Raw genomic sequence first — 21,236 nt, forward strand, 5'->3', positions numbered from 1 at the left:
ATCAATCAATTGATCGCTTCTTTTTACAGCACCTTCTCCTTCCCCACATAGTAGTACGCAATCTTTGATGCATCAGCACCATCAACCCGTCCGTCTCCATTGAAATCTGCTGCCATATCAGGCTCGATGAGCCCGGCAGCCATCCACGCAACTCTGGCGACATCACCAATATCCACCCGCTCGTTTCCATTGAAGTCGCCTTTCTCATAGACAGTTACATACCTGATCTTTGTTTCTGTATCGGTCCCACCACCATCGTTTGTCACTGTCAGACTGACATTATATGTCCCTTTTGCAGTATAATTGTAAACCGGGTTCTGAGACGTGGATGAATTACCATCGCCAAAGTTCCAGAGCCATGATGTCGGCATACCAGTTGAGAGATCGGTAAATGTCACATGACGTACAGCAGGACCGGTTGTTGTTGAGGCAGTGAAGTTTGCAACAGGCTGAGGATAGATCCTGAGGTAATCAATCCGTTCAAACGTATCCTCCCCTGCGGCATTCGCAATGGTCAGCTTCACCGAGTAATTGCCCTCCTCAGTGAAGAGATGGACAGGGTGGTGTGTAGTGTTAAAAAGCTCCCATGAGACGCCTCTATCCCTACTGAAAGCCCAGTTCCATGCAGTTGGCGTATTCTGGCTATCATCAGTGAATGTGACCGCAAGCGGGGTAACCCCGATGAGTGGCGTTGCAGAGAAATTCGCAACCGGGGCCTGCACCTGATGCCACATCGGAGCAAAAACAGAGAATTCTGTAATATTCTCTGCATAGACATACCGTGCTGTTGTGTTCACATTGTTTGGCTGAGGCAGCTGCTGCCACCCGGATCCACCATTCTTCCAGAGAGAGAGGAATGCCGGATCTTTGCCCCCGAGATCGCCATCCTTGTAATTAAAGGAAAGCCACGCCTCTGCGGTGCTATTTGTCTTCATTACCAGATAGGATCCGATGTTGAGTATACCTGGTTCATCAGGCGGAATTGAAGTAGTATTTGAGACGATCAGATTCCCTTCGACCCGGAGCTCATGGATATCAGCCCCAGATCCAAGAGTTGTTCTCTTAATCACATTGGAGTATTCAGAATTCTCAAAGAGTGCATAGGATGCATTCTCTTCCGGCATGACCGCCCCTACCGCACAATCCTGGATAATCAGGTGTTTTGCACCTTGTACCTGGAAGGCAGTTGCGTTTTGAGTTGCATAGATAGTATTGAAACTGCATTCGGTTATGGTGTTGGCAGTGCTGTTCTCCCCGCTGAAGATACCTGAAGCTCCGGCGGCTGCACCTCTGAGATCAGTGAAGGTAGAGTTTTGAATCTCATTATACGATGCCGTGAGCCGTGCACCATCCACACGGGACGCCATGAGCCCGGAGATGGTGCACGTATCAAATACATTACGATATGATGTTCCATACATCTCAATCCCTGTTGCCGCATATCCGACAACCTGAAGATCTGCAATGGAACAATCGGTAAACCGGTTGTTATCTGAATTATGGAGGGAAATACCGACCAGATTCGATCCACCCGCTTCCCCTCCGGATATCGCAATACCGGTGAAGGTATTCTCATCAGCACCATCACACCGTATGCCTTCAGGAGCACCGGTGATGGTCAGATCGGTGAATGTACTCTTCTTTGTTTCTTCAAGCAGAAGCCCGGAATCTTCAGTATTGGTGATTGTTGTATCTTTCACAGTCTCAGACTCACCTGAATACAGGTAGACGCCAAGACCCCCGCCGGTAATTGCGTTGTTTGCGATCTCGTTACTCTTTCCGACATTGGATGCAATACCATAATCCTTACAGTCGGTGATGGTATTTCCTGAGATAAAGCTCCCTTCGCTGTTTTGAAGTCCAACACCGACAGCACCTGAGAGCGTATTCTCGATGATAACTGAGTCTTTCGATCTATTGACATAGACGGCACCATTATCATTTCCGGTGATGGTGCAGGATGTGATTTTGCAATTTGTCGATGGATCTGCGTCTCCACTCCAGTGCTGTTTAATAACAACGCCGAAGAAATTGCCCTCCACCTTTGAACGGGTCAGTTTCGCGTTTTCACACCCTTCCATCCGGACACCCTGTGAGCCGGTTGCCCCGGTGATGATAAAACCATCAATCTCAACGTCCGTACTACCCCAGATCGAAAGTGCCGGCGAATATGGATCGGCTGCTGTGAGTGTCACGGCTTCCGCAAGCCCGGAGGAGGACTTCAGTTTGAAATTTCTATAGCTTTCGACATTCTCCTCTGTGCCACTGTATGCATCATCAACAGTGATCGTATCCCCATCCTGAAACTCATAGTCATCCAGCGCCTCCTGGATGGTAGTGTAGTCTTTTGGTATACGTGCATTATGAACAGGAAGGCCACCGAGTGGTGCAAAGATACAGAGTTCCTGCACCTGTACTCCAATGTCATGAGTCCCGAGATTATGCCACCGGGTTTTATTCCAGGAATCCCATGCATCGCTACCGGGGTCCCATCCGGTTCCATTGTATTTCCAGATGGAGAGAGTATCTTCACTGATGTACTTGACATCATCTTTGGTATAGTGGAAGGTAAGATTCAAATCGACATCAGTATTTACTTTCTGTTCATTCCAGTCATATTCACCATAAATTTCAAGCCATTTGCCAATTGAACTCTGGGTGACATCATAATCCGGGGGAGAGGGTGGATCCGGAGGGGTCTCGACGGCCCGGATAAAGATTGGATTATCAATATCCTCGAGTGTGAATGTCGTCGGGTGGTTATTCCCGACCGTATTCTTCTCAAGGAGAAGGGTATCCTGGAGAGTGTCTGTCGGGATCTGGAGGTAAATATCTGATCCACCGGCTCCCTTTAAGACGTTGTTTGAGAAGGTTGTCTCTGTACATTCGCGGATCTCGACTCCCGTAGTGGAATAGCCGGAGAAATAGTTACCAGCGACGGTGAGGTTGCTTATTGGATTTGTAAATTGCCCGCCTTTACGAGTTACATTAAAGATATTCGCGTTGACAACCGACTGATCAGATTTGTAAATATAGATCCCCTCCGGGATATCCAAAACCCGATTGCCCTCTACGGTTGCCATATCAGACTGCTGAATATGGATTCCTCTTGTTATTCCATTTGTGACGACATTCTCCTGAAACGTGACATTATCAACATAGTTACAGACAAGACCAAAACTCGTACCATTTATTGTGTTTCTTACAACAGAGACATCGGCTTTCCCCTGATAATTTTTTTCCGAGTCCCCGTTCTTTGCCATGTTTATCCGAATTGAGGTTCGCTCACTACCTTTGATCGTATTATTTACAATCTCGATACCGTCATCTGCCCTGGATATATGAATACCGTTAGTTCTCGGGGACTCTTCTATCACATTATCCTTGATTGTGACATTCCCACAATACTGGAGGAAAATTACCCCATACTCGGCATTTCGTGATGCATTGATAAATGTGTTATCCTCTATGGCGAATGAATAGACATCATGACAATAGATGCCCCAGTCGCCAAAGAGATCATAGAACTCATTGTGCCGTACCGTTAAATTGTCTCCTTGAATGTCATTAATGGACATTCCATTAAAGCAGTTCTGAATGATATTCTCTTTAACTACGCTGTTTGAAGCAGAGACCTCGATTCCTTCCGGCTGGTTATCGGCATGATAGGTACCATTGATGAGATTTCCTGAGATAAGCAGATTATCCCCATGTATTCTGAGTGCTTCTGAATCTAGGACATTGAAGGTGTTGTCCAGAATTGAAGAGTGATTACCCGTGAAATAGAGGCTTCCTGAGACATTTCTGAGCTCATTGCTCTTTATTGTTACATAAGAGAGAGTACCCACGTTATAAAACAACCAGTTTGGACATGAGTCGAAATAATTGTTCGTGATCATCCAGCCAGAGCCCAAGCCACGGCCCATAAATCCATACTTTCTGCTATTTGTGATGATATTATATTCAATCGCAAGATTTTCAAGAACTTTATCAGAATCAAGAATAGAATATATCGCCTGTTCCTGAGCATTGTCGATTGTGTTATTGTAGAGTTCTATATCATGCTCACAATTCCGGAGATAAATGCCGGTTCCATAATACGTATCATAATAGCTTTTATCCCAGGTACTGGCATTTATGATCTCATTTGACCAGATGAAGAGATTGTTGTTTGCGTTTGCGTAGATAGACCACCCAAGCACATCCTGAAGAACATTATTTCTGATGGTGTTATTATTCCCTGGTGCATCACCAAATCCAGAAACCTCTATCTTTGCCCATTGTCCCTGGCATTTCTCAATGATACCATCGCTGCCATAGAGGCTGACCCATGCATTACACTCCTCGACATGGTTACCGTTGCCATAGAGGGTTAATGTTGCATCAACTGATTCATCCCTTGGGATCACAACACCACTTGCCGAGATACCACCGCCGCGGACGGTGATCGGCTGATCTGACTCAAGGGTCCTGAGTGTTGCATCTGGAGCAGTGACATCAATTTTCACATCCTCAAATGTCGAATCCCTGATTTCGAGTCCACCGGTTCCGCCGATCGTCCGGATTACACCTCCGTCGGTAAAGACGAAAGGACTCGTGATCTCAAGAGTGTGTCCGCCAAGATTGACATTTCCACCCAGAAACACAGATGAATCATCCCAGGTGTCATCTCCACATGTAAGGGTACCACTGGGATAGCCGACACGAGCGGTTTTGATGGTCGAGAAGTCCCAATCATCCTCTGAATACCACCGCATCTCATAGGAGTACGAGCCGGTGTTTAGGCCGGAATCCCGGTATTGTGTCACGTTTCGATCATAGATCGTGTGTACAACCTCTCCATCCCTGCGAATTTCATAGCGGTCAAAACCTTCGACACTAATAGCTGACCAGGATAAATCCACCTTATCAAGACCGACATAATTTAAATTATAGTAAAATAATGCATATGCGGGCGAGATACAGACGATTATAAGACCAAACAATAACAAAATCAGTTTAATTCGCGACTCAGATATCATTTCACACCTCAGATTATTGTCAATGGCAATCGAGTACATGTCAAGAAGAGCTGATAAAAGTTCCTATATATACCATGAATTGAATGGGAGCCCATCAAAACAACACCCTTTCTGATTTGAGGGGATGAGATTCCGGATCGTTTGTTCCATCAGATCTCGATAGATAGCACTGAAATCATCGCCCAGCTGCTAAATTTCTTTGCGGGGGGGCGCTGACTGTTCCAAATAGTCTTCATCTGTTGCATCTAATCCCGTCACCGGATGCATAGCGGCATTGCCATTTTACGATCATAACAGCAGAAAGCCCACCCCTTTAGGGGTGGGATGAATGCGTCAACGTCTGCCCACAAACATTATCTATTATCCATTCATATAATAATATGGATGGCAAAAGAACGGTGGACGCACTCAGATACAACGGTATACAACATCGGATACCATATCATATGGTGCCCTAAATATCGGCGTAAAGTTCTCCAATCACCGATATCCGAAAGGTTAGAAGTTCTTCTTAAAGAGAAGGCAGATGAGATCGGAGTTGTCATCGAAACAATGGAGGTTATGCCTGATCACCTCCATCTGTTTGTCAAAGCTAAACCGACCGCAAGTCCACACTGGATTGTACAACAGTTGAAAGGATACACATCGAGGATACTCCGGCAGGAGTTCAAGCCATTGAGAACACGGTTGCCGTCATTGTGGACTCGTAGCTACTATGTTGAATCGTGTGGACACATATCCGAAGATGCCGTGAAAAAATACATCGAAGATCAGAAGCGGAACTAACATGATTCTGACCTATAAACTCCGTCACAACCGCGATTTCAGCGATGAATTAAAGAAAGCATTCTCTGTAGCGGAGTTTGCAGTCAGGAATCCAAAGTGTCGAACATCTGCTGCGGTCAAAGAGATTGGATTACAATCAGCCATCTCAAACCAGATTCTCAAGAAGTATGGAAACCAGAAAACAATCAGGCAAGTACGGAACGTCAATCTGGTTGTACCGGGACAGTCAATCAAAGTAGATCGGGAGACTCAGACCATCCGGGTTGTCCCACTGAAATTGACGCTCCACTACCAGTTTCCAGAATTTGAGAAGGTCAATCAGATCGAGATCGATGCCAACTACGCCTATGTATCATGTACTGTCAGAGAGGAACCGGATATGATACCCCGGCAGTTCATCGGGGTTGATCGGAATACTACGGGGCATGTGGCGGTAGCGGCGAATCCCGACACCGGGAAGATCGAGAAACTCGGTAAGAAGGCTATCCACACACACCGGAAATATTCTGCGATCCGAAAACGCCTTCAGAAACAAGGAAAGTTCCAAAAACTAAAAGCGATCAAAGATCGGGAATCCCGTATCGTCAAGGATCTGAACCATAAGATTAGCCGCAAGGTTGTCGATTTGGCAAAGGAACAAGACGCAGCACTTGTCTTCGAGGATTTGAGCGGTATCCGCAAGACGAGGAAGCAACACCGTTCGTTCAAATACGCCCTGCACAGTTGGTCGTTTTATCATCTACAACAGTTTGTAGAATACAAAGCCAAGCTGCTCGGCGTTCCTGTCCTCTACATTGACCCGGCATATACATCGCAGGATTGTTCCAGATGCGGTGTGAGAGGTCAACGGCGAGGAAAGGAGTTTAAGTGTCCGGTCTGCGGGCACGTTGACCATGCTGATGTGAATGCAGCATTCAATATCGCACTCCGTCAACAAAGCATGGTTGATCGTGTACAGAAAGAGATGTACACGATGGGAGCACTGATACCCCACGACGCAATGCTTGAAGAATGCCAGGCAACGTCAGAACCCCACGCGCTTTAGCCGTGGGAGTATGTCAGCAAAACATGAGGCAAAGATAATGATACCCTGAGAGAATAGTGCATATGCACTTTTCCAAAAATGATCTCATCATCATCGCCTGTAGCATCATTGTAATTCTGGTAAATATCTACAACATTGCAACAGGAGTCGGCGGAACTGGATTCTATTTCTCATTGTTAGCGATTTTGGTATTCTTCATTCTCATCATCAATACCGTGTACAGAGTGACAAGATTGACCTGATTGACTATTGAACAGAGTAAACAGAGTGGCTAGAGTAAACAGGGCAGAAGAATGGTGTGACCGGGATGATCACGTCATATCTCTATGCCTCTATGCAGACGCCACATTGGTATATTCAGATACCCGCCATTTACATATTTACATATTAACACATCGCTTCAATATCCTCAAGATCATAGACCAGAAACCCCTCTTCCCGGAGACGATCCTTCCCCTCTATCCCGCCACCGATAAGGAGAAAGCGCTCATTTGGGTACTGCTCATGCCGGATAAGCTCTGCTTTCTGGATAAGTCGTGATAGGACAAGACGAGCCTTCTGCTCAGTGAGATTTCCCCACTTGCATTCTCCAATGACGATGCTTCCATCATTCTCCCTGACAGCAACCAGATCAACCTCCTCACCTCTATACCACCATCGCCCTATGGAATACCCCGGCAGAAAGGTGCGTGCAAACTCATTCCGAACGAAGACCTCGAATTGTTTGCCAAAATAGGGGTTCATATCAATAGTATCAGCAGAATAGTTCTCTGTCTCGATCTCCTGCCGACGTATATTGATGAAATTGTACCAGAAGTCAAAGACACTATCCTTGATCCGGTATAACCCCTGCCGCTTACTCCCGAGGAGGGGGAGTTCCTTTTCGATGAACCCAAGCCGGATCATCGCCTCAAGGTAGGGGTAGAGGTGGCGGGCATCCATACCGCAGAACTGTGAGATGGTGCCAGCAGATGTATTCCCTATGGCGATGGCATTAAGAATCGCCTGGTAGGTCTTCAGTTCCCGAAATTCCTGCGAGAGGAGGAAGTAAGGTTCCCGGTAGAAGTACCCATACCTGTTGAAGAACTCACGCTCAACGAAGGTGGCATAGTCATTATAGTCGCCTGCTTTGAGAAGGTACTCGGGAATTCCTCCGATAGTCAGGTGAACCTTAAGGGCATCCTTAAAGGAGAAGGTGGGGAGAAGTTTTCGGGCATCAGAGAACCTGAGGGCGCCAAGGAGCATATCACGGGTTCTCCGTCCGTAGAGAGGAGATGTATAGGAGAGGGCTGTATCCGTTATCAGGCCAAGCATCGATCCCGAGAGTATAATGCACCAGTTAGATTTAGCGAGGGCATTGTCCCACGCCTTTTGGAGGGCAGAGAGGATGGACGGATCATTCTTAATCAGGTAGGTAAATTCATCAATGACAAGGTACCGGCGCTCAGGGAGGCTTTTTCCAGCCAGATACGTGAATAGTTGATCCCAATTTGTAAGCTCAAGCGAAGGGAGGAGGGGATCGGCAAAGAACCCTGCTATTGCATCCTGAAGTCGTCGCAACTGTATTTGAGGTGCAGTATCATCGGCGAAGTAGAGAATGCCTTTCTTTTCCCGAATAAACTCTGAAACGAGGCGGGTCTTACCGATTCGGCGGCGACCGTAGAGGATGATCAAACGCCCGCCATCTTTATTCCACTCTTCTTCGAGGATGGCGAGCTCGGTTTCGCGGCCGACGAACTTCCTAATCATAATTAGTACTAATCAGGATTAGTATTAAGGTTTCGCCTCCAGATTAACCACAAGATTTAGAGTGTGCAACCAATATGAGAGTTATTGGGCCGCATATTCAACGTAAATGGAAAAAGATGCAAAAGACATCCTTTTAATAACCCATAGATACCTATCAGAGTAGATCCATTACCAGTAACGGGGTGTAATGTGACTGCAAAGATTGCTCTGTACATCAAGGGTGCTGCCACACTGGTCTTCGTGGCAATTGCAATGTTTCTGCTCTTTGGCACCTTTGTTGAGTTTTTGGAGACATCTGCAATCCTCTTTGCAGCACTTGTCGTATATGTCCTCTATTGCGGGACAATACTCCCGGCAATAGACAGATGGGTAGCAGGGAGAGATGGTGGAGCAGCAGATAAAGCACCCCGGACACAATCAGATGCCTTTAACCGGCTGCCCCGCAGATTCCGGTATTCAAAGGTGATCGTCTTCATCTCTGTTCTGGTCATCTCGTTCTTCATCCTCCACCTGCTCGTGCTCATGATGCACGAATTTTCCCACAGCACACTCGCCTGGCTTCTCGGAGCAAAGGCTGATCCCCTGAATATCATCTATGGTGATCTGATCGGGAGCGGGTGGGATGAGAATGTTGATTATAGCGTCCTCTTCAATGCCGGACGAGGGTCTACCGCAGCGGCTATCGCATTTGCAGGCCCCTTCTCAAACATCGCCCTCTTCTTCATAACCGCGGGCCTGATGGCAACCGGATGGGTGAAAGAGCGCCGGTGGGCATACCACACCGTCTTCTGGACATCGGTGATCACCTTCATCATGATCTTTGAGTATGTCCTCACCCGCTCCTTCATGACGCATGATGATTTCGGAAACATCAATCACGGCCTCGGCATCTCGCCCTGGCCGATCTTCATCACCGGAACAATTCTCGGGCTTATCGGGTTATACTACCTCTATGCGTACAAACTACCGGAATATTTCGCCATCATGACCCCTGACGCCCGGACGCTCCAATATATCTCCGGGGCAGTGATGTCATTCATCATCTTCCTCTTCTATATCGGCCTGCGGATCACCTCGTACCCGGAGATCCCCCAGTGGTGGTTTGGGACAGTCGGGATTGCAATGCTCTTCGGTGCCCCGTTTATCGCAAGCCCCGCAAGGACATGGATGCTGGCGAGGATGAGGGAATATTCTACGGGCAGATAGGGGGGATTCAAAACCCATCCATCCCTCCATTTCAGAGGAATTCTTATTATTCCCGGTTGCAGATCAGTGTATTATGAAGAGAGTGTTTGCCGGATTCCTTGCTGGAGTCATCATCATAGCTCTGGCCAGTGTCGCCGGATGCACAGACGGGGAGAAGACCCAGACCCCGCCCGGAGTGATTACCGGACCAGATCCGATCCTCACGCATGAGGTCACCTTCAATTATGCACCCGGACTCGTGCAGGCAGATCTCATCGTCAGGGGAACAACTGATCTCCCGGATGGCTCGCTCGTGATTATCGAGATGAAGGATAATTTTCTCCCTGCCACCATCCCGGATAAGCCGACGATCATGCCGGATGGCAGGGTGATCACCATAACCGAAACAGGAACAGTCACCACACGTGACGTCAGGGTATCGGGTGGCAGGTATCAGGCGACGTTTACTATCATTGACATCCTGACAGGAGACCAGTTCTGCATCCGGGCTGGATATTATCCGGTGCAGGGAGGGGAGCCGCGTTTCCTTGATAACGAAGTCTGTGTGAGGAAATAGCATCCTGTTTGTTTCAAAACCAGTCACACCATTTCTTCAGCTTTCCCCGCAAGCCACCCGGCAAACACAATCTCCCAGATAATGATCGGATACGCAATCATCCGCTCCATCCCGCCATGCCCAAGCCCAAGCGTCAGATTGGCAATCTCAAGTACGAGTGCTGTAAGCGTGACTGCCCCAAGGAGAACGAAGAGGAGGGCAAACGGCATCCTTGCCTGTTGTGAAGAGACGATCGCCGCAATGCCTCCAAAGAGAAATGCTGTCAGTGCTGAGAGATAGTGGGGCAATCCAAGTGTTTCAGGAAAGAGCCCGACACAGATTGCCCCGATGCCTGCAAATGCCATACACACAGGAAGAAGCCGTCCAGGCCTCGACCGAAGAAGATATGCAGCTGCGAAACTGGCAGCACCAAAGATAACGATAGAGGTATTGAAGATAACAGCCGTCTCCCCGACTCCAAGATCGCTAATTGCATTTGTTGCAACACTATAGCCGGGATAGAGCGCCTCTGCTGCAACCAGCAGCAGGAGGAACTGGGAAGCGCCGATGAGGAGGAGGGAGGGGGCAAGGGCGGCCCCACGATCCAGGCTCATCTGTTTTCCATGATCCATATCCGCATTATTATGTATCGAGACCTGCTCTTGTGCCATATCCATCACCAGCAGACTGATACTGTTCATTGAATGATAATAACCATACCGCCATCGAAAGAACGATCTGCACAGGTTTTTCTCCATGAACGCTTCAAGAATGTACATATGCAAAAACTCATCCTGATTCCATTCATCCTGCTCCTCTTTACTGCCGGATGCATAACTGCAACCCCCCCGGCGGCTGATGAGCCGGATATCCTGCTGATTACGCCTTCAGATCCCTTCCCAACCGTCAGCGGGCAGGGAACGTATGTTAACATCATCATTGCTGAGACGATAACTCCCCCGGTGAGCTACAACCTTGGCTATGTCACCATCCCTCCCGGAAATGCCACGCCGCCCCACCGGCTCCTCGGCACATCCGAACTCGTCTATGTGATCGGCGGGGCTGCCCGGATACACTGTGATTCCAAAACGGTAGAGGCAGCAGCAGGTGAGCTCGTCCTTCTCCCGGAAGGTGTACTCCAGTCGATCGAAAGTATCGGGGAAGACGATCTCCGGTACCTCTCGGCAAATCAGCCACAATATACATATGAAATTGATATCCGGGATGATGGCCTCATCCCACTCAGCAACACAACAAATGCTGAGCCTATTGTAATCCCAGATCCTGCAGGCGGAATTGAATGGGATTTTGATACCGGGACGCTCATCTACACCCTGATTAATCCCGTACTGATGCCTGAAATGGATATTCCAATCGACTATAGTGCCGCATATGCACAGATCCTTCCGGGAGGATCAATCGTCGGGAACCGTCTTACCGGATCAACCGATCTGATCTACGTCGTGGAGGGCGAAATCACCATCCGTGCCGGTGACGGAGTGGATTACTCAATTCCAGCAGGATATGCTGCACTCTTCCCCCCAGGCAAGCCAAAGGAGATCTCAAATGCTGGTAATACAGATGCCGTCATCCTTAGCGTTGTCGATCCTGCATGGCGGCCTGAGATCTTTGAGATGACCGAAGAATGAAGAGAGAACTGTTCGCCTGAACAATTCACCTTTTTTTCAGAAAGAATCCTGCATAGTCATCCGTTTAAGAACGGCATGAGATAATACCCGATCACAAGAATATGCAGCAGGAGGAAGATATAGACAATCTTGAACTTAAGTTTCTGCGTCTTGTGCCGAAGCAGTTTCATCCCTGCGAGTGCGCCGAATGGTCCGACAAAAGCGTAAATCAGGAGCCTCTTCTCACTCGTCCTCCATGAGTTGTTCTTCGCCTTCAGCTTGTCATCTGCAAAAGTGAGGAATGAGAAGATGTTCAGTACCACATAGAGAACAAGATGAAGAAGGGTGGTATCGGGTATCGTCATGCAATTACCGCCAGGAACAGATATATCCGGGATACAGAAGAGACCATACTTATCCCCTGCCAGGAATTCCTTTTCCAATCCGAATCTTCTTCTCCGGACCGGTGAGAATCTTTGCTTTTATCAGCTCAGTTGCAATCAGCTTCACCATGATCGGAGAGAGACGGATTTCAAATGCCGGATCGGCAGAATCGGAAGACGATCTGTACTTTGCCATACCAGCGCTGATCTCAGGTAATGAGAGGACGTTCTTTCTGCTGATCAGGTCAAGCAAAGAGAATACAATCTGCCGCTTTGGAGTATAGTTCTCATAGAGGAGATCGAGAGATGCCTCATCCACTGACAGGGAATCAAGGAGATCAAACATTTTATTCTGATCATCCAGAAGATAGATCCCGGGCCCAGCAGTCACAACACATTCTGAATCGATCGAATAGTTTGCCGAGAAGGTTGCACCATGCGACTCGCCAGCATCCATAAATGCATCCTCATATGATACAAGCGTATTCTGATAGAGGAGTTCGCCCGGATCGATCTTCTTCTGAAGGCGGTAACCCTCGGGTGACTCGACAACCACATCGTTGTCCTTCATCATGACCTCGATTGGGATCCAGACATCATTCATCTCAGGCAGATCACCGAGTGCCTCTGCATCCTTTTGTGGGAGTGTGAGAAGGGATAGGATCGCCTTCTGCACTGTCTCCAGAGTGTAGATAACATCACCAATCTCCTTTCCAGAAAAGAGCTCATCCAGTTTCGCCCGTGTTCTTGTAAGAAGATCTACATGACGTTTAAAAATCGAAATCTCACCACCAGAGAATTTCTTGAGATCCTCAGATTTGGAATCTATCATCTCCGAATACCAGTCGATAAAACCCTGGAGGGAACAGGTGACGATATCCTCTGTTATCGCAACCCCCCTAAACGACTTCTTCACACTAATCTTATTCTCTTTGGCAAATGCACAGAATGCATCCGCGTCTTCCTCTGAATCAAAGATGAGCGTCTCCTCAAGGATCATACCAGTACTTTGGTACCAGGAGTTATGAATACTGCTTAATGAATATCAATTGGGAATGGAAGATCGAATGAGTGGTTTGAATTTTCTAAATTTTCTGAAAATTCAGAATATTTATATCCAATACCACCAAACGTCTCTATTGACGATGACAGATCAATTACTGAAAGAAACAAGAATCTCCGGTTACGAAAATCCCTGTGACTGCTCGGTTGAGGGGATCGTCACCATTGATGCCCGGGGCCAGATGGTGCTCCCAAAAGAGGTGAGGGAGCGGGCGGGGATTGCACCGGGCGATCGGTTCGCAGTAGTCTTCTCAGAAAGGGAGGGAGCGGTCTGCTGCATTACCCTGATTAAAAAAGACCACCTTGACCGCTATATCTCCTCACTCGTTCACCCGGAACACCAGATGTGCAGAACTGAAGATCAAAAAGCAAATCGAAATGAACACTATGACTGACAGAGAAAGCACCAGACGGCGTGTTCGTGAGCGATACGGCAAAGTAGCCCGTGAAGGAGGCTTTGGATGCGGATGCGGTCCCGGTTGCTGCGATGGCAGACAGGATCCACAATCAGTATCTGCCTCATTTGGCTATTCTGACGAAGAACAGCAGGCGGTTCCGAAGGGGGCCAATCTCGGGCTTGGATGCGGGAACCCGGTGGCGCTTGCATCCCTGAAAGAAGGTGACACCGTGCTTGATCTGGGATCGGGTGCAGGTTTTGACTGCTTCCTTGCAAGCCAGAAAGTCGGTGCATCCGGCCACGTCATCGGTGTTGATATGACGGTCGATATGCTTGAGAAAGCCCGCAGAAACGCTCAGGAGGGAGGGTATGCCAATGTGGAGTTCCGGCTTGGCGAGATTGAGCACCTGCCGGTTGCAGATGCGTCAGTTGATGTCGTCATCTCCAACTGCGTCATCAACCTCTCAGTCAACAAGCCACAGGTCTTTTCAGAGATATTCAGGGTGCTCCGCCCGGGCGGCCGTCTCCTCGTCTCGGATATCGTCCTCACCGCCCCGCTCCCGGACGCCATCAAAAATTCATCACTCCTCTATACGAGCTGTGTTTCCGGAGCTCTCCTGAAGGAAGAATATCAAAAATGTATTCATGATGCGGGATTCTCGCGGATCACGATTTATGGCGAATCCGTATTTCCCCTGAATCATATCATCAGCGAACCGGAACTGATCAGGACTATTGGATCTGTTCCTCTTGATGAGGCCGAGCGAAAGAGACTCTCAGATAGCATCGTTTCGATAAAAATCGGCGCAGAAAAGAAGATGTAGAGAGGGTGATAATCGGAGTAAGGGAGGAGCTTATCTCCCTCCTGCCCCTCCGCCGCCAAATCCGCCGCCTGCGCCAAATCCTCCACCGCCAGCGCCAGCCTGTGATGGCGGGGAGAATGTGCTGATCGAATGGAACCCCATGAACCAGAAATAGGTCGGGACATAGTAGCCGGACTGCGAGATATCCACCTTCAGCTCCTTCATCGCCTTCTGGACATTATCGCCAACACCAAGCGCTGTACCGTAAATGAGCCAGATCCCCCACATATTCAGATCATCGGGGCTGTACTTCCGGATCATGCTCATATCTGAGAGGAATCGCCTGAATGCACCCCATTCGAGCTTCCTCTTATAGTAATCATCCTTCCAGTGTCCAAAAAGCGTCGAAGGCATGGCAACTGCAATTCCCGCCTGCACCGCCATAATGAAGCCCAGAACAAGAGCAGCAAGCAGCATCCCTTCGGTATCGGTTGCAAAGAGGAATGCTAAAATCACAATGAGGATATAGCCGACTGCGCCAAGGAGAAGAAGCGCCGGTGTCCCCCTCCCATCAACAGCATAGGTTCCGGAGATCCGCTCATCGGTCATCGTCATCAGGCTGTTTAAATTCTCCTTGAGCCGGATGGCAATCTGCTCGTCAGCCGTTGACTTCTTTGCCCTCTCTGCAACAGCTTCGAAATATCCGGTATCAAGAACGCCTGATTCATCTGAATTCAGGGTGACGAAATTCATTACCCTCTGTTCATATGGATCATCCCCTTCCTCTTCAAGAAGCCGGATTCTGACCCCTTTCTGGTCGGGGTTCTCTTTTATCTCGATCTTCTTTTTTCTGTGGAGATCGAGGAGGGTCGCATAGAACCCATTCTCATCTGAAGAGAAGGCATCCTTATTGAAGACCAGATTCACCTGCCAGGGCGGCATCGTCTCATCTGGAACAGTACTGAGGTACTCTGGAACAGTGAATTGTTTCTCTCTTCCATAGAGTATGTAGAGGAGAAGGAGCAGAAAAGGTGTCAGAATAACAAGTATCTTTCCAACTACAAGAAGAATCCCTGCAATAAAGAAGCCAAGGAGATAGGAGTCGTTTGCTGAGTGTGTCTTCTCACGGACTCCTTCTACATAGGTTTTTACCCCCATAACAGAATCCGCCGCATCCGGACTCATCAGGAACTCAACCTCAATCCGCTCATTGGAAGGCGAACTGCCGGTAAGCACAACCATCCCCTCACTTCGGGTTATATCGTACGTTGGGGGATGAGTAAAGACATCTGTTATTTTGTTGGAGATGAGCGTAATGGTGACATGCTTATAGGGAATATGCTCATCTGCAAACATCAGGTTAATATGGACCGCATCGCTGTCGTACTCAACCGGAGGAACCATCTGGTAGGTATATTCAACGGCATACTCGCCGGGTACGAAGTAGTCCGGATAGACGATTCCAACCTCATTTGGGTATGCGAGATCAGAGACGAGTGATCGGGCACGGGCATTATCCCCTTCAAAGAGATGGATTCTGCTTGTTCCCTCTTTCAGGTATAGAACAGCTCCATCCGGTGCCGAACCCTCGATAAAACGGACGTGAGGGTACCCGGACTCCGCCTCTCCATAGATAAGGGCGGCGTTCCAGTTGCGGTACAACATCCGGTACTCCTGGGAAGAACGGACAGAATAGACGTACCGCTCGGTGAGCGCCCCATTCTCCTGCCAGGTCACTTCATATGACTCAACGATCAGATCTCCGCTATAATCGAGTGCACCAGCTGGATTAAGCCCCATCAGCCCGATGACAGAGAGGCCAAGCAGCAGGGTTCCTGCAACCAGGAGTGCAATCAGTTTCTTCTCTTCCATGAAGAGACCTCAGAACTCGATCTTCGGGGCCTTTTCCAGGTTCTCATCCTGGAATTCGAGGTATTCGAGTTTGACCATCCCGATCATGTTCCCGACGATATTTGAGGGGATTGTCTGGAGCATGGTATTGAACTGCTGTGAGATGTTATTGAAGGTGTACCGGTGGCGGGCGATCTCATCCTCCAGTCCTTTGATAGAGCCCATCAGGTCTTTTACCGTCTGTGAAGTCTTCAGATCCGGGTAGTTCTCCATCACCGCAAAGAGGCGGCCAAGCACACTCCGTGACTCGGCTTCGATGGCATTGAGGTCACCTGGTCCTGCGGAGCCGACACTTGCACGCATCTTCGTGACGGATTCCAGAGTGCTCTTCTCAAACTCTGCATAGCTCTTTACAGATCCAAGGAGCTGATCGATCATGTCAAGCCGTTTCTTCATGGCAACCTTGATCTGGCCCAGTGTCGCCTCGGATGCGTTCTTCAGGCGGTAATAGCTGTTATAGATACTGATAAACCAGAATACAATCCCAATGGCGAGAAGTACAAGTATCCCGCCGATGATGAGTTCAAACATCTTCTTTCACCTGTACAGGAATTGATCTGATAGAATATATACCCTGATGCAGGCTGCCTGGATGGATCGTTGGAGTCAAAATCAACCCCTCAGTCAAGCGAATTGTGAAATCAACCCTCCATTCTGTTTGAAAATCCATGATGTGAACCTGCCTGTTTTATTATCCAAAAAAACAGAAAACCCTGTATGAACGAAATACCACAGGGACCATTCTGCCAGAGCTGCGGCATGCCGATGAGCGAGCCGGAACACTTTGGAACAGAAAAGGACGGCTCAAAGTCAGAAGAGTATTGCAGTTACTGCTACCAGAACGGGGCATTTATTGATGAATCAATTACCCTTGAAGAGATGATTGAATTTTCTGCGCAGAAGATCGATGAGATCGGCATTATGCCTTATGCAGAAGCAAGAAAGATGACCGGGCAGTTCCTTCCCGAACTCAAACGGTGGAGGAAGTAAAGGATCATTCTTTGAATAAAACCATAAATTGAGCAAAAAGATTGGATCAATGCTCATTTATGCTTTTTTGAATGATATTCAGGTATTGGCTCATGGAGCTTTGCATGTGCAGGATCATATGCCGCAGGGGGTTCGATCCCAAGATATTCCCTGTAGATACGCTCTTTATATTCAACCCCAATCTCATTCACTGCTGATATAAATGCATTATATGTTCCAGCACCACCGATAGTATCCCAGAATTCATCGCCGATTAAAACGACATCATCATGCTTCATATCAAACCATCGGGCAGGAAAACTCCAGGAGTACTTTTCACGTGATCCATATGGATTATAGGGCAATGCAAAATAGGCACCATCCACCACGTTTGGCTCCATACAATGAAGTTTAAGGATTTTTTCCTTGCTCACTTTCGTCTGGTCACTATTGGGCAGAGGTGCCTTTATTTCAAAAGCATATCTTTTATTTGTCAGCTGATCTTCGACATAGAGATCACAGATCACTGGCACAGGGATTAATTCGCCTTTCCCTTGCCTGATATAAGAAAGCTCTCTCTCCCAATTTGGAGTTGTTTTCCCTTTATTTTTCTTCGAATGCTCTAATGTGTTAAGAACTTCTGAAATACGATGAAGCTGACCCTCTGGAATTAAGCCATCAATACGGTAACCCATCTCAGCATACCCAAGACCATGTGTTGCCGCAACTACAGCCAGTTTCTCCCAGACTTTGCCAAAAGGAGTTACAAATCGCCGCTCAAAATGCGATCCTTTGAATATTTCATCTGGAACAAGCGCTGCGTAGAGGGGCTTTGTGGATAGATGCACATCTTTGAGAAAAGGATCCTTGTACAGCACTTTATCCATGATACTATCCATTAATTCCTGAATAACACCCTGGATAGCATCTTTCATCTCCTGTGATTCAGCCATTCCATTCTCCCCGGTTATCGTTTCCGCCAGATGAATATTGATTCATAAAACTCACCAGCTCGTCTGCCAGTCCTCCGGTTTACATGGCGTTCGATGATATTCTCCACTTCAACATCCAATGAGGCTGCGATATCACGATAGAGATCAGCACTATCATTGGCAACGACAATTAATCTGCCACTATCATGCATTGAACGAAGGACCCGCCGGAATACCTCTGCAATATCCTTCTGGTATGCTTCTTTTGCGGATCTGCTCTTTCCGTTGGCAGCAGGACCTATCTCATGTACCCGCTTGTCTTCAAGGCCAAGGAGATTATATGCATACGCATGCTGCTCATGATAATCGATCAATCCAACATATGGGGGACTCGTGATAACTCCATGAATCTCCGGAAAGTCGACTGTTCTGCAGTCATCATGGTACACCTCGACAGTCGCTTCAGTTCTCAGTGAAGCGAAATCCGATACACGCTTAATCGTATCATTACTGTATCGTTTTAGAAATTTGAAGGCTTCCTGTGTTGGCTGGCAGATTCGGTTGTGTTTATAGCATTTATAGGGTTCAGTCACAGGTTTCTTTGGGAAATCCAGATCAAAATGTGTTGTCAATCTTGCTGAGCGGGCTGAACGGCAGAGGATTATTTTGAGCAGATCTTTGTACTGATAATCCCCCGCCTCGATAAAATAGCGATAGGTGAGCAGCTCCTCGCGTGCTTTTAATGCAAACCATTTCTCAAGATACTCGTTATTTTCATCTGAAAGATAGGGTCCATGTGTGCACTCAAACCACAGCCGGCGCTGTGTGGAATCCACCTGTGTTGCAGCTTTAACCTTATTCAGAATATCGAGGACTTCACGTTTCATCTGTGTAAGATCATACTGCTGTGTCTTTGCCCGTGCCAGAAGAACGTTGAATGCAGAGATATCAAACCCAATTGAGTTTATTCCAAGCTCATGTGCCTGTACGAGCGTCGTTCCCGATCCAGAGAACGGATCGAGAACAGTCTGTCCCCTGGAAAAATATTTTCTCAGAAAAATCTCAACAAGCTGTGGGATATATTTGCCGAGATATGGGTGAAGGCGATGAACATGTTTTGTCCGTTCTCTCTCAGGGAGATCCTTTTCTGTCCAGTTTAAATTAAGACATTCCAGAGGTGTTTCAGGCGTCACATCATATGCTCGGGTTGGAATCTGCTCGACACTATAGATCTTTACACGTTTCTCTTCATTTGTGAGCGTAGATGATACCATGGAAACACTTTCAATTTCATTAGTGGTGTCGGCGTTAGAAAAACATATTGATCCGGGTCAATAAGGAATAAAGAGAGAATACATTTAGCTATCACCAATACCTTATTTCAACACCAACAGGCGAAATCACCATATACCCGGACGTGAGCCACTCGGCATCACCCTGACAGCAACATTTCTCTTCTTCTTCTGGATTGTGCTCTCGGGGATTCTCGACTGGGTTCATATCACCATGGGAGTAGTCTCCTCCCTCGTGCATGATGTTGATCCATACAGGTATGTATAGATCTCACAATACGCCAGTTACCGTTTTAATGGGATGACTCATAATATGCTCTGTTTTACTAAAAGGAGGAGATCAAAATCCTTATAAATGTTCGTTACAAATAGAACATTCGTAATAAAACGAATTAAGTGATAGCTATGAAGGCAAAAGCAGAGAAAATTGCAGAGGGCGTCTACTGGGTAGGCACCCTTGACTGGGATCTCCGATCATATCATGGATATACCCTTGATGGAACGTCATACAATGCATACCTGATCTTTGGAGAAAAGACGGTGCTGGTTGACAACGTCTATCCCGGGCAGTCAGGACAGATGTGGGGGCGGATTGCTGATGCCTGCGCAACAGAGGGAAGGCCGGAAACAATTGACATCATCATCCAGAACCATGCAGAGAAAGACCATTCAGGAACACTTCCCGAGATTTATAAGAGGTTCCCAAATGTGCCGATTTACTGTACCGAGATCTGTAAAAACGGACTCCTTCGCCACTATCGTACCCTTGAGGGAGCAGAGTTCCGACATGTGAAAACCGGAGATACCCTCGATATCGGGGGAAAGACACTCGCATTTATACAGGCCCCGCTTCTCCACTGGCCTGACTCAATGTTCACTCTCTATGAAGAAGAAGGGATACTCTTCCCAAATGATGCCTTCGGCCAGCATCTCTGTTTCACTGGCAGGTACGATACCGACATTCCAGAGACCATCCTCATGGATGCGACCCAGAAATTCTATGCCAACCTGATTGTTCCCCTTACGCCCCTCTTCCTGAAGAAGGCAAAAGAACTGACAGATCTGGACTTTCTATCAAAGGTAAAGATGATAGCACCTTCACACGGCCAGATCTGGAGAGATCCAGCGCGGGTGATCAATGCATATGTCGGATGGGCAACCGGGAGCTCAATGAAAAATAAGGTAACAATCATCTATGACACGATGCATGGCTCGACACAGAAACTTGCACATGCCCTTGCTGAAGGCGTTATGGCAGGTGGAGCGGATGTGAAGATCTTCAACCTTCACGAAGATGAACGATCCGAGATAGTCAAACATATTCTTGAGTCAAAGGCGATCATGCTCGGCGTTCCCACAATCAACGATATGCCATATCCGAGTATTGGAGCCCAACTTTGCCATTAACAAGAAATATATGTGTTCTTAGTGATGCTTGAATCGACGAAAATGCAAACAAAACTAAGAACTAATGAAGTTGAGCCGAATGACAATATATCCTTTCCTATCGGTACTAT

18 protein-coding genes are annotated in these 21,236 nt (G+C 47.6%); 9 read left to right on the forward strand and 9 right to left on the reverse strand.

Translation table 11 applies throughout. The features are described from left to right. Window positions 1-23: 23 nt before the first annotated feature. Window positions 24-5,021: a right-handed parallel beta-helix repeat-containing protein gene (locus tag FTO68_RS08445; protein WP_255332953.1), complete on the reverse strand. Its 4,998-nt coding sequence runs from the start codon at window positions 5,019-5,021 to the stop codon at window positions 24-26. A 384-nt stretch (window positions 5,022-5,405) separates the two neighbouring features. Between FTO68_RS08445 and tnpA the strand changes: the two genes are divergently transcribed. Together tnpA and FTO68_RS08455 are read left to right on the forward strand one after the other, a co-directional pair. Next, window positions 5,406-5,807 (forward strand): IS200/IS605 family transposase, encoded by a 402-nt coding sequence (gene tnpA, locus FTO68_RS08450; RefSeq protein ID WP_255332954.1) that lies wholly within the window; start codon window positions 5,406-5,408, stop codon window positions 5,805-5,807. 1 nt (window position 5,808) lies between these two features. Next, on the forward strand, window positions 5,809-6,852 hold the full coding sequence (locus FTO68_RS08455) for an RNA-guided endonuclease InsQ/TnpB family protein (RefSeq protein WP_255332955.1): 1,044 nt from the start codon (window positions 5,809-5,811) through the stop codon (window positions 6,850-6,852). A 387-nt stretch (window positions 6,853-7,239) separates the two neighbouring features. Here FTO68_RS08455 and FTO68_RS08460 read toward each other — a convergent pair whose 3' ends face one another. After that, window positions 7,240-8,601, reverse strand: coding sequence for an ATP-binding protein (locus FTO68_RS08460; protein WP_255332956.1), 1,362 nt, complete (start codon window positions 8,599-8,601; stop codon window positions 7,240-7,242). A 189-nt stretch (window positions 8,602-8,790) separates the two neighbouring features. On the opposite strand from FTO68_RS08460, the gene FTO68_RS08465 reads away from it, so the two are divergent. Both FTO68_RS08465 and FTO68_RS08470 read left to right on the forward strand, forming a co-directional pair. Then, the gene (locus tag FTO68_RS08465; RefSeq protein ID WP_255332957.1) at window positions 8,791-9,807 is read left to right on the forward strand and encodes a hypothetical protein; all 1,017 of its coding nucleotides are present in this window, start codon (window positions 8,791-8,793) and stop codon (window positions 9,805-9,807) included. A 73-nt stretch (window positions 9,808-9,880) separates the two neighbouring features. Next, window positions 9,881-10,363, forward strand: a complete 483-nt coding sequence (locus FTO68_RS08470; protein WP_255332958.1) for a hypothetical protein — start codon at window positions 9,881-9,883, stop codon at window positions 10,361-10,363. Window positions 10,364-10,386: 23 nt separating this feature from the next. Here FTO68_RS08470 and FTO68_RS08475 read toward each other — a convergent pair whose 3' ends face one another. Beyond that, entirely contained in the window at window positions 10,387-11,043 is a 657-nt protein-coding gene (locus tag FTO68_RS08475; protein WP_255332959.1) for a DUF998 domain-containing protein, read from the reverse strand. A 78-nt stretch (window positions 11,044-11,121) separates the two neighbouring features. On the opposite strand from FTO68_RS08475, the gene FTO68_RS08480 reads away from it, so the two are divergent. Next, window positions 11,122-11,991 carry a cupin domain-containing protein gene (locus FTO68_RS08480; RefSeq protein ID WP_255332960.1) on the forward strand — a complete coding sequence of 290 codons (870 nt, stop codon included), beginning with the start codon at window positions 11,122-11,124 and terminating at the stop codon, window positions 11,989-11,991. Window positions 11,992-12,047: 56 nt separating this feature from the next. On the opposite strand, the gene FTO68_RS08485 is transcribed toward FTO68_RS08480, so the two are convergent. Continuing rightward, entirely contained in the window at window positions 12,048-12,413 is a 366-nt protein-coding gene (locus FTO68_RS08485; protein WP_255332961.1) for a DUF1294 domain-containing protein, read from the reverse strand. Further along, window positions 12,385-13,353, reverse strand: a complete 969-nt coding sequence (locus tag FTO68_RS08490) for a hypothetical protein (RefSeq protein WP_255332962.1) — start codon at window positions 13,351-13,353, stop codon at window positions 12,385-12,387. Before FTO68_RS08490 ends, FTO68_RS08485 begins: the two co-directional genes overlap by 29 nt. Window positions 13,354-13,498: 145 nt before the next feature. Between FTO68_RS08490 and hgcC the strand changes: the two genes are divergently transcribed. Then, entirely contained in the window at window positions 13,499-13,810 is a 312-nt protein-coding gene (hgcC, locus tag FTO68_RS08495; protein ID WP_255332963.1) for an HgcAB-associated protein HgcC, read from the forward strand. After that, window positions 13,803-14,636: an arsenite methyltransferase gene (locus tag FTO68_RS08500; RefSeq protein WP_255332964.1), complete on the forward strand. Its 834-nt coding sequence runs from the start codon at window positions 13,803-13,805 to the stop codon at window positions 14,634-14,636. Before hgcC ends, FTO68_RS08500 begins: the two co-directional genes overlap by 8 nt. 30 nt (window positions 14,637-14,666) lie before the next feature. Here the strand turns inward: FTO68_RS08500 and FTO68_RS08505 are convergent, their stop codons facing one another. Both FTO68_RS08505 and FTO68_RS08510 read right to left on the reverse strand, forming a co-directional pair. Then, window positions 14,667-16,487 carry a DUF2207 domain-containing protein gene (locus FTO68_RS08505; protein WP_255332965.1) on the reverse strand — a complete coding sequence of 607 codons (1,821 nt, stop codon included), beginning with the start codon at window positions 16,485-16,487 and terminating at the stop codon, window positions 14,667-14,669. Between the two features lie 9 nt (window positions 16,488-16,496). After that, window positions 16,497-17,057 (reverse strand): LemA family protein, encoded by a 561-nt coding sequence (locus FTO68_RS08510; protein WP_255332966.1) that lies wholly within the window; start codon window positions 17,055-17,057, stop codon window positions 16,497-16,499. Between the two features lie 186 nt (window positions 17,058-17,243). On the opposite strand from FTO68_RS08510, the gene FTO68_RS08515 reads away from it, so the two are divergent. Next, a complete protein-coding gene (locus FTO68_RS08515) occupies window positions 17,244-17,516 on the forward strand; it encodes a zinc ribbon domain-containing protein (protein ID WP_255332967.1) in 273 nt (90 codons plus the stop codon). 53 nt (window positions 17,517-17,569) lie between these two features. On the opposite strand, the gene FTO68_RS08520 is transcribed toward FTO68_RS08515, so the two are convergent. Further along, window positions 17,570-18,448: a TdeIII family type II restriction endonuclease gene (locus FTO68_RS08520; protein ID WP_255332969.1), complete on the reverse strand. Its 879-nt coding sequence runs from the start codon at window positions 18,446-18,448 to the stop codon at window positions 17,570-17,572. 14 nt (window positions 18,449-18,462) lie between these two features. After that, window positions 18,463-19,701 (reverse strand): DNA methyltransferase, encoded by a 1,239-nt coding sequence (locus FTO68_RS08525; RefSeq protein ID WP_255332970.1) that lies wholly within the window; start codon window positions 19,699-19,701, stop codon window positions 18,463-18,465. A gap of 423 nt (window positions 19,702-20,124) precedes the next feature. Between FTO68_RS08525 and FTO68_RS08530 the strand changes: the two genes are divergently transcribed. Further along, a complete protein-coding gene (locus tag FTO68_RS08530; RefSeq protein WP_255332971.1) occupies window positions 20,125-21,126 on the forward strand; it encodes an FprA family A-type flavoprotein in 1,002 nt (333 codons plus the stop codon). Window positions 21,127-21,236: the final 110 nt, after the last annotated feature.

The sequence above is a fragment of the Methanocalculus taiwanensis genome (assembly GCF_024372745.1).
Lineage (GTDB): Archaea > Halobacteriota > Methanomicrobia > Methanomicrobiales > Methanocorpusculaceae > Methanocalculus > Methanocalculus taiwanensis.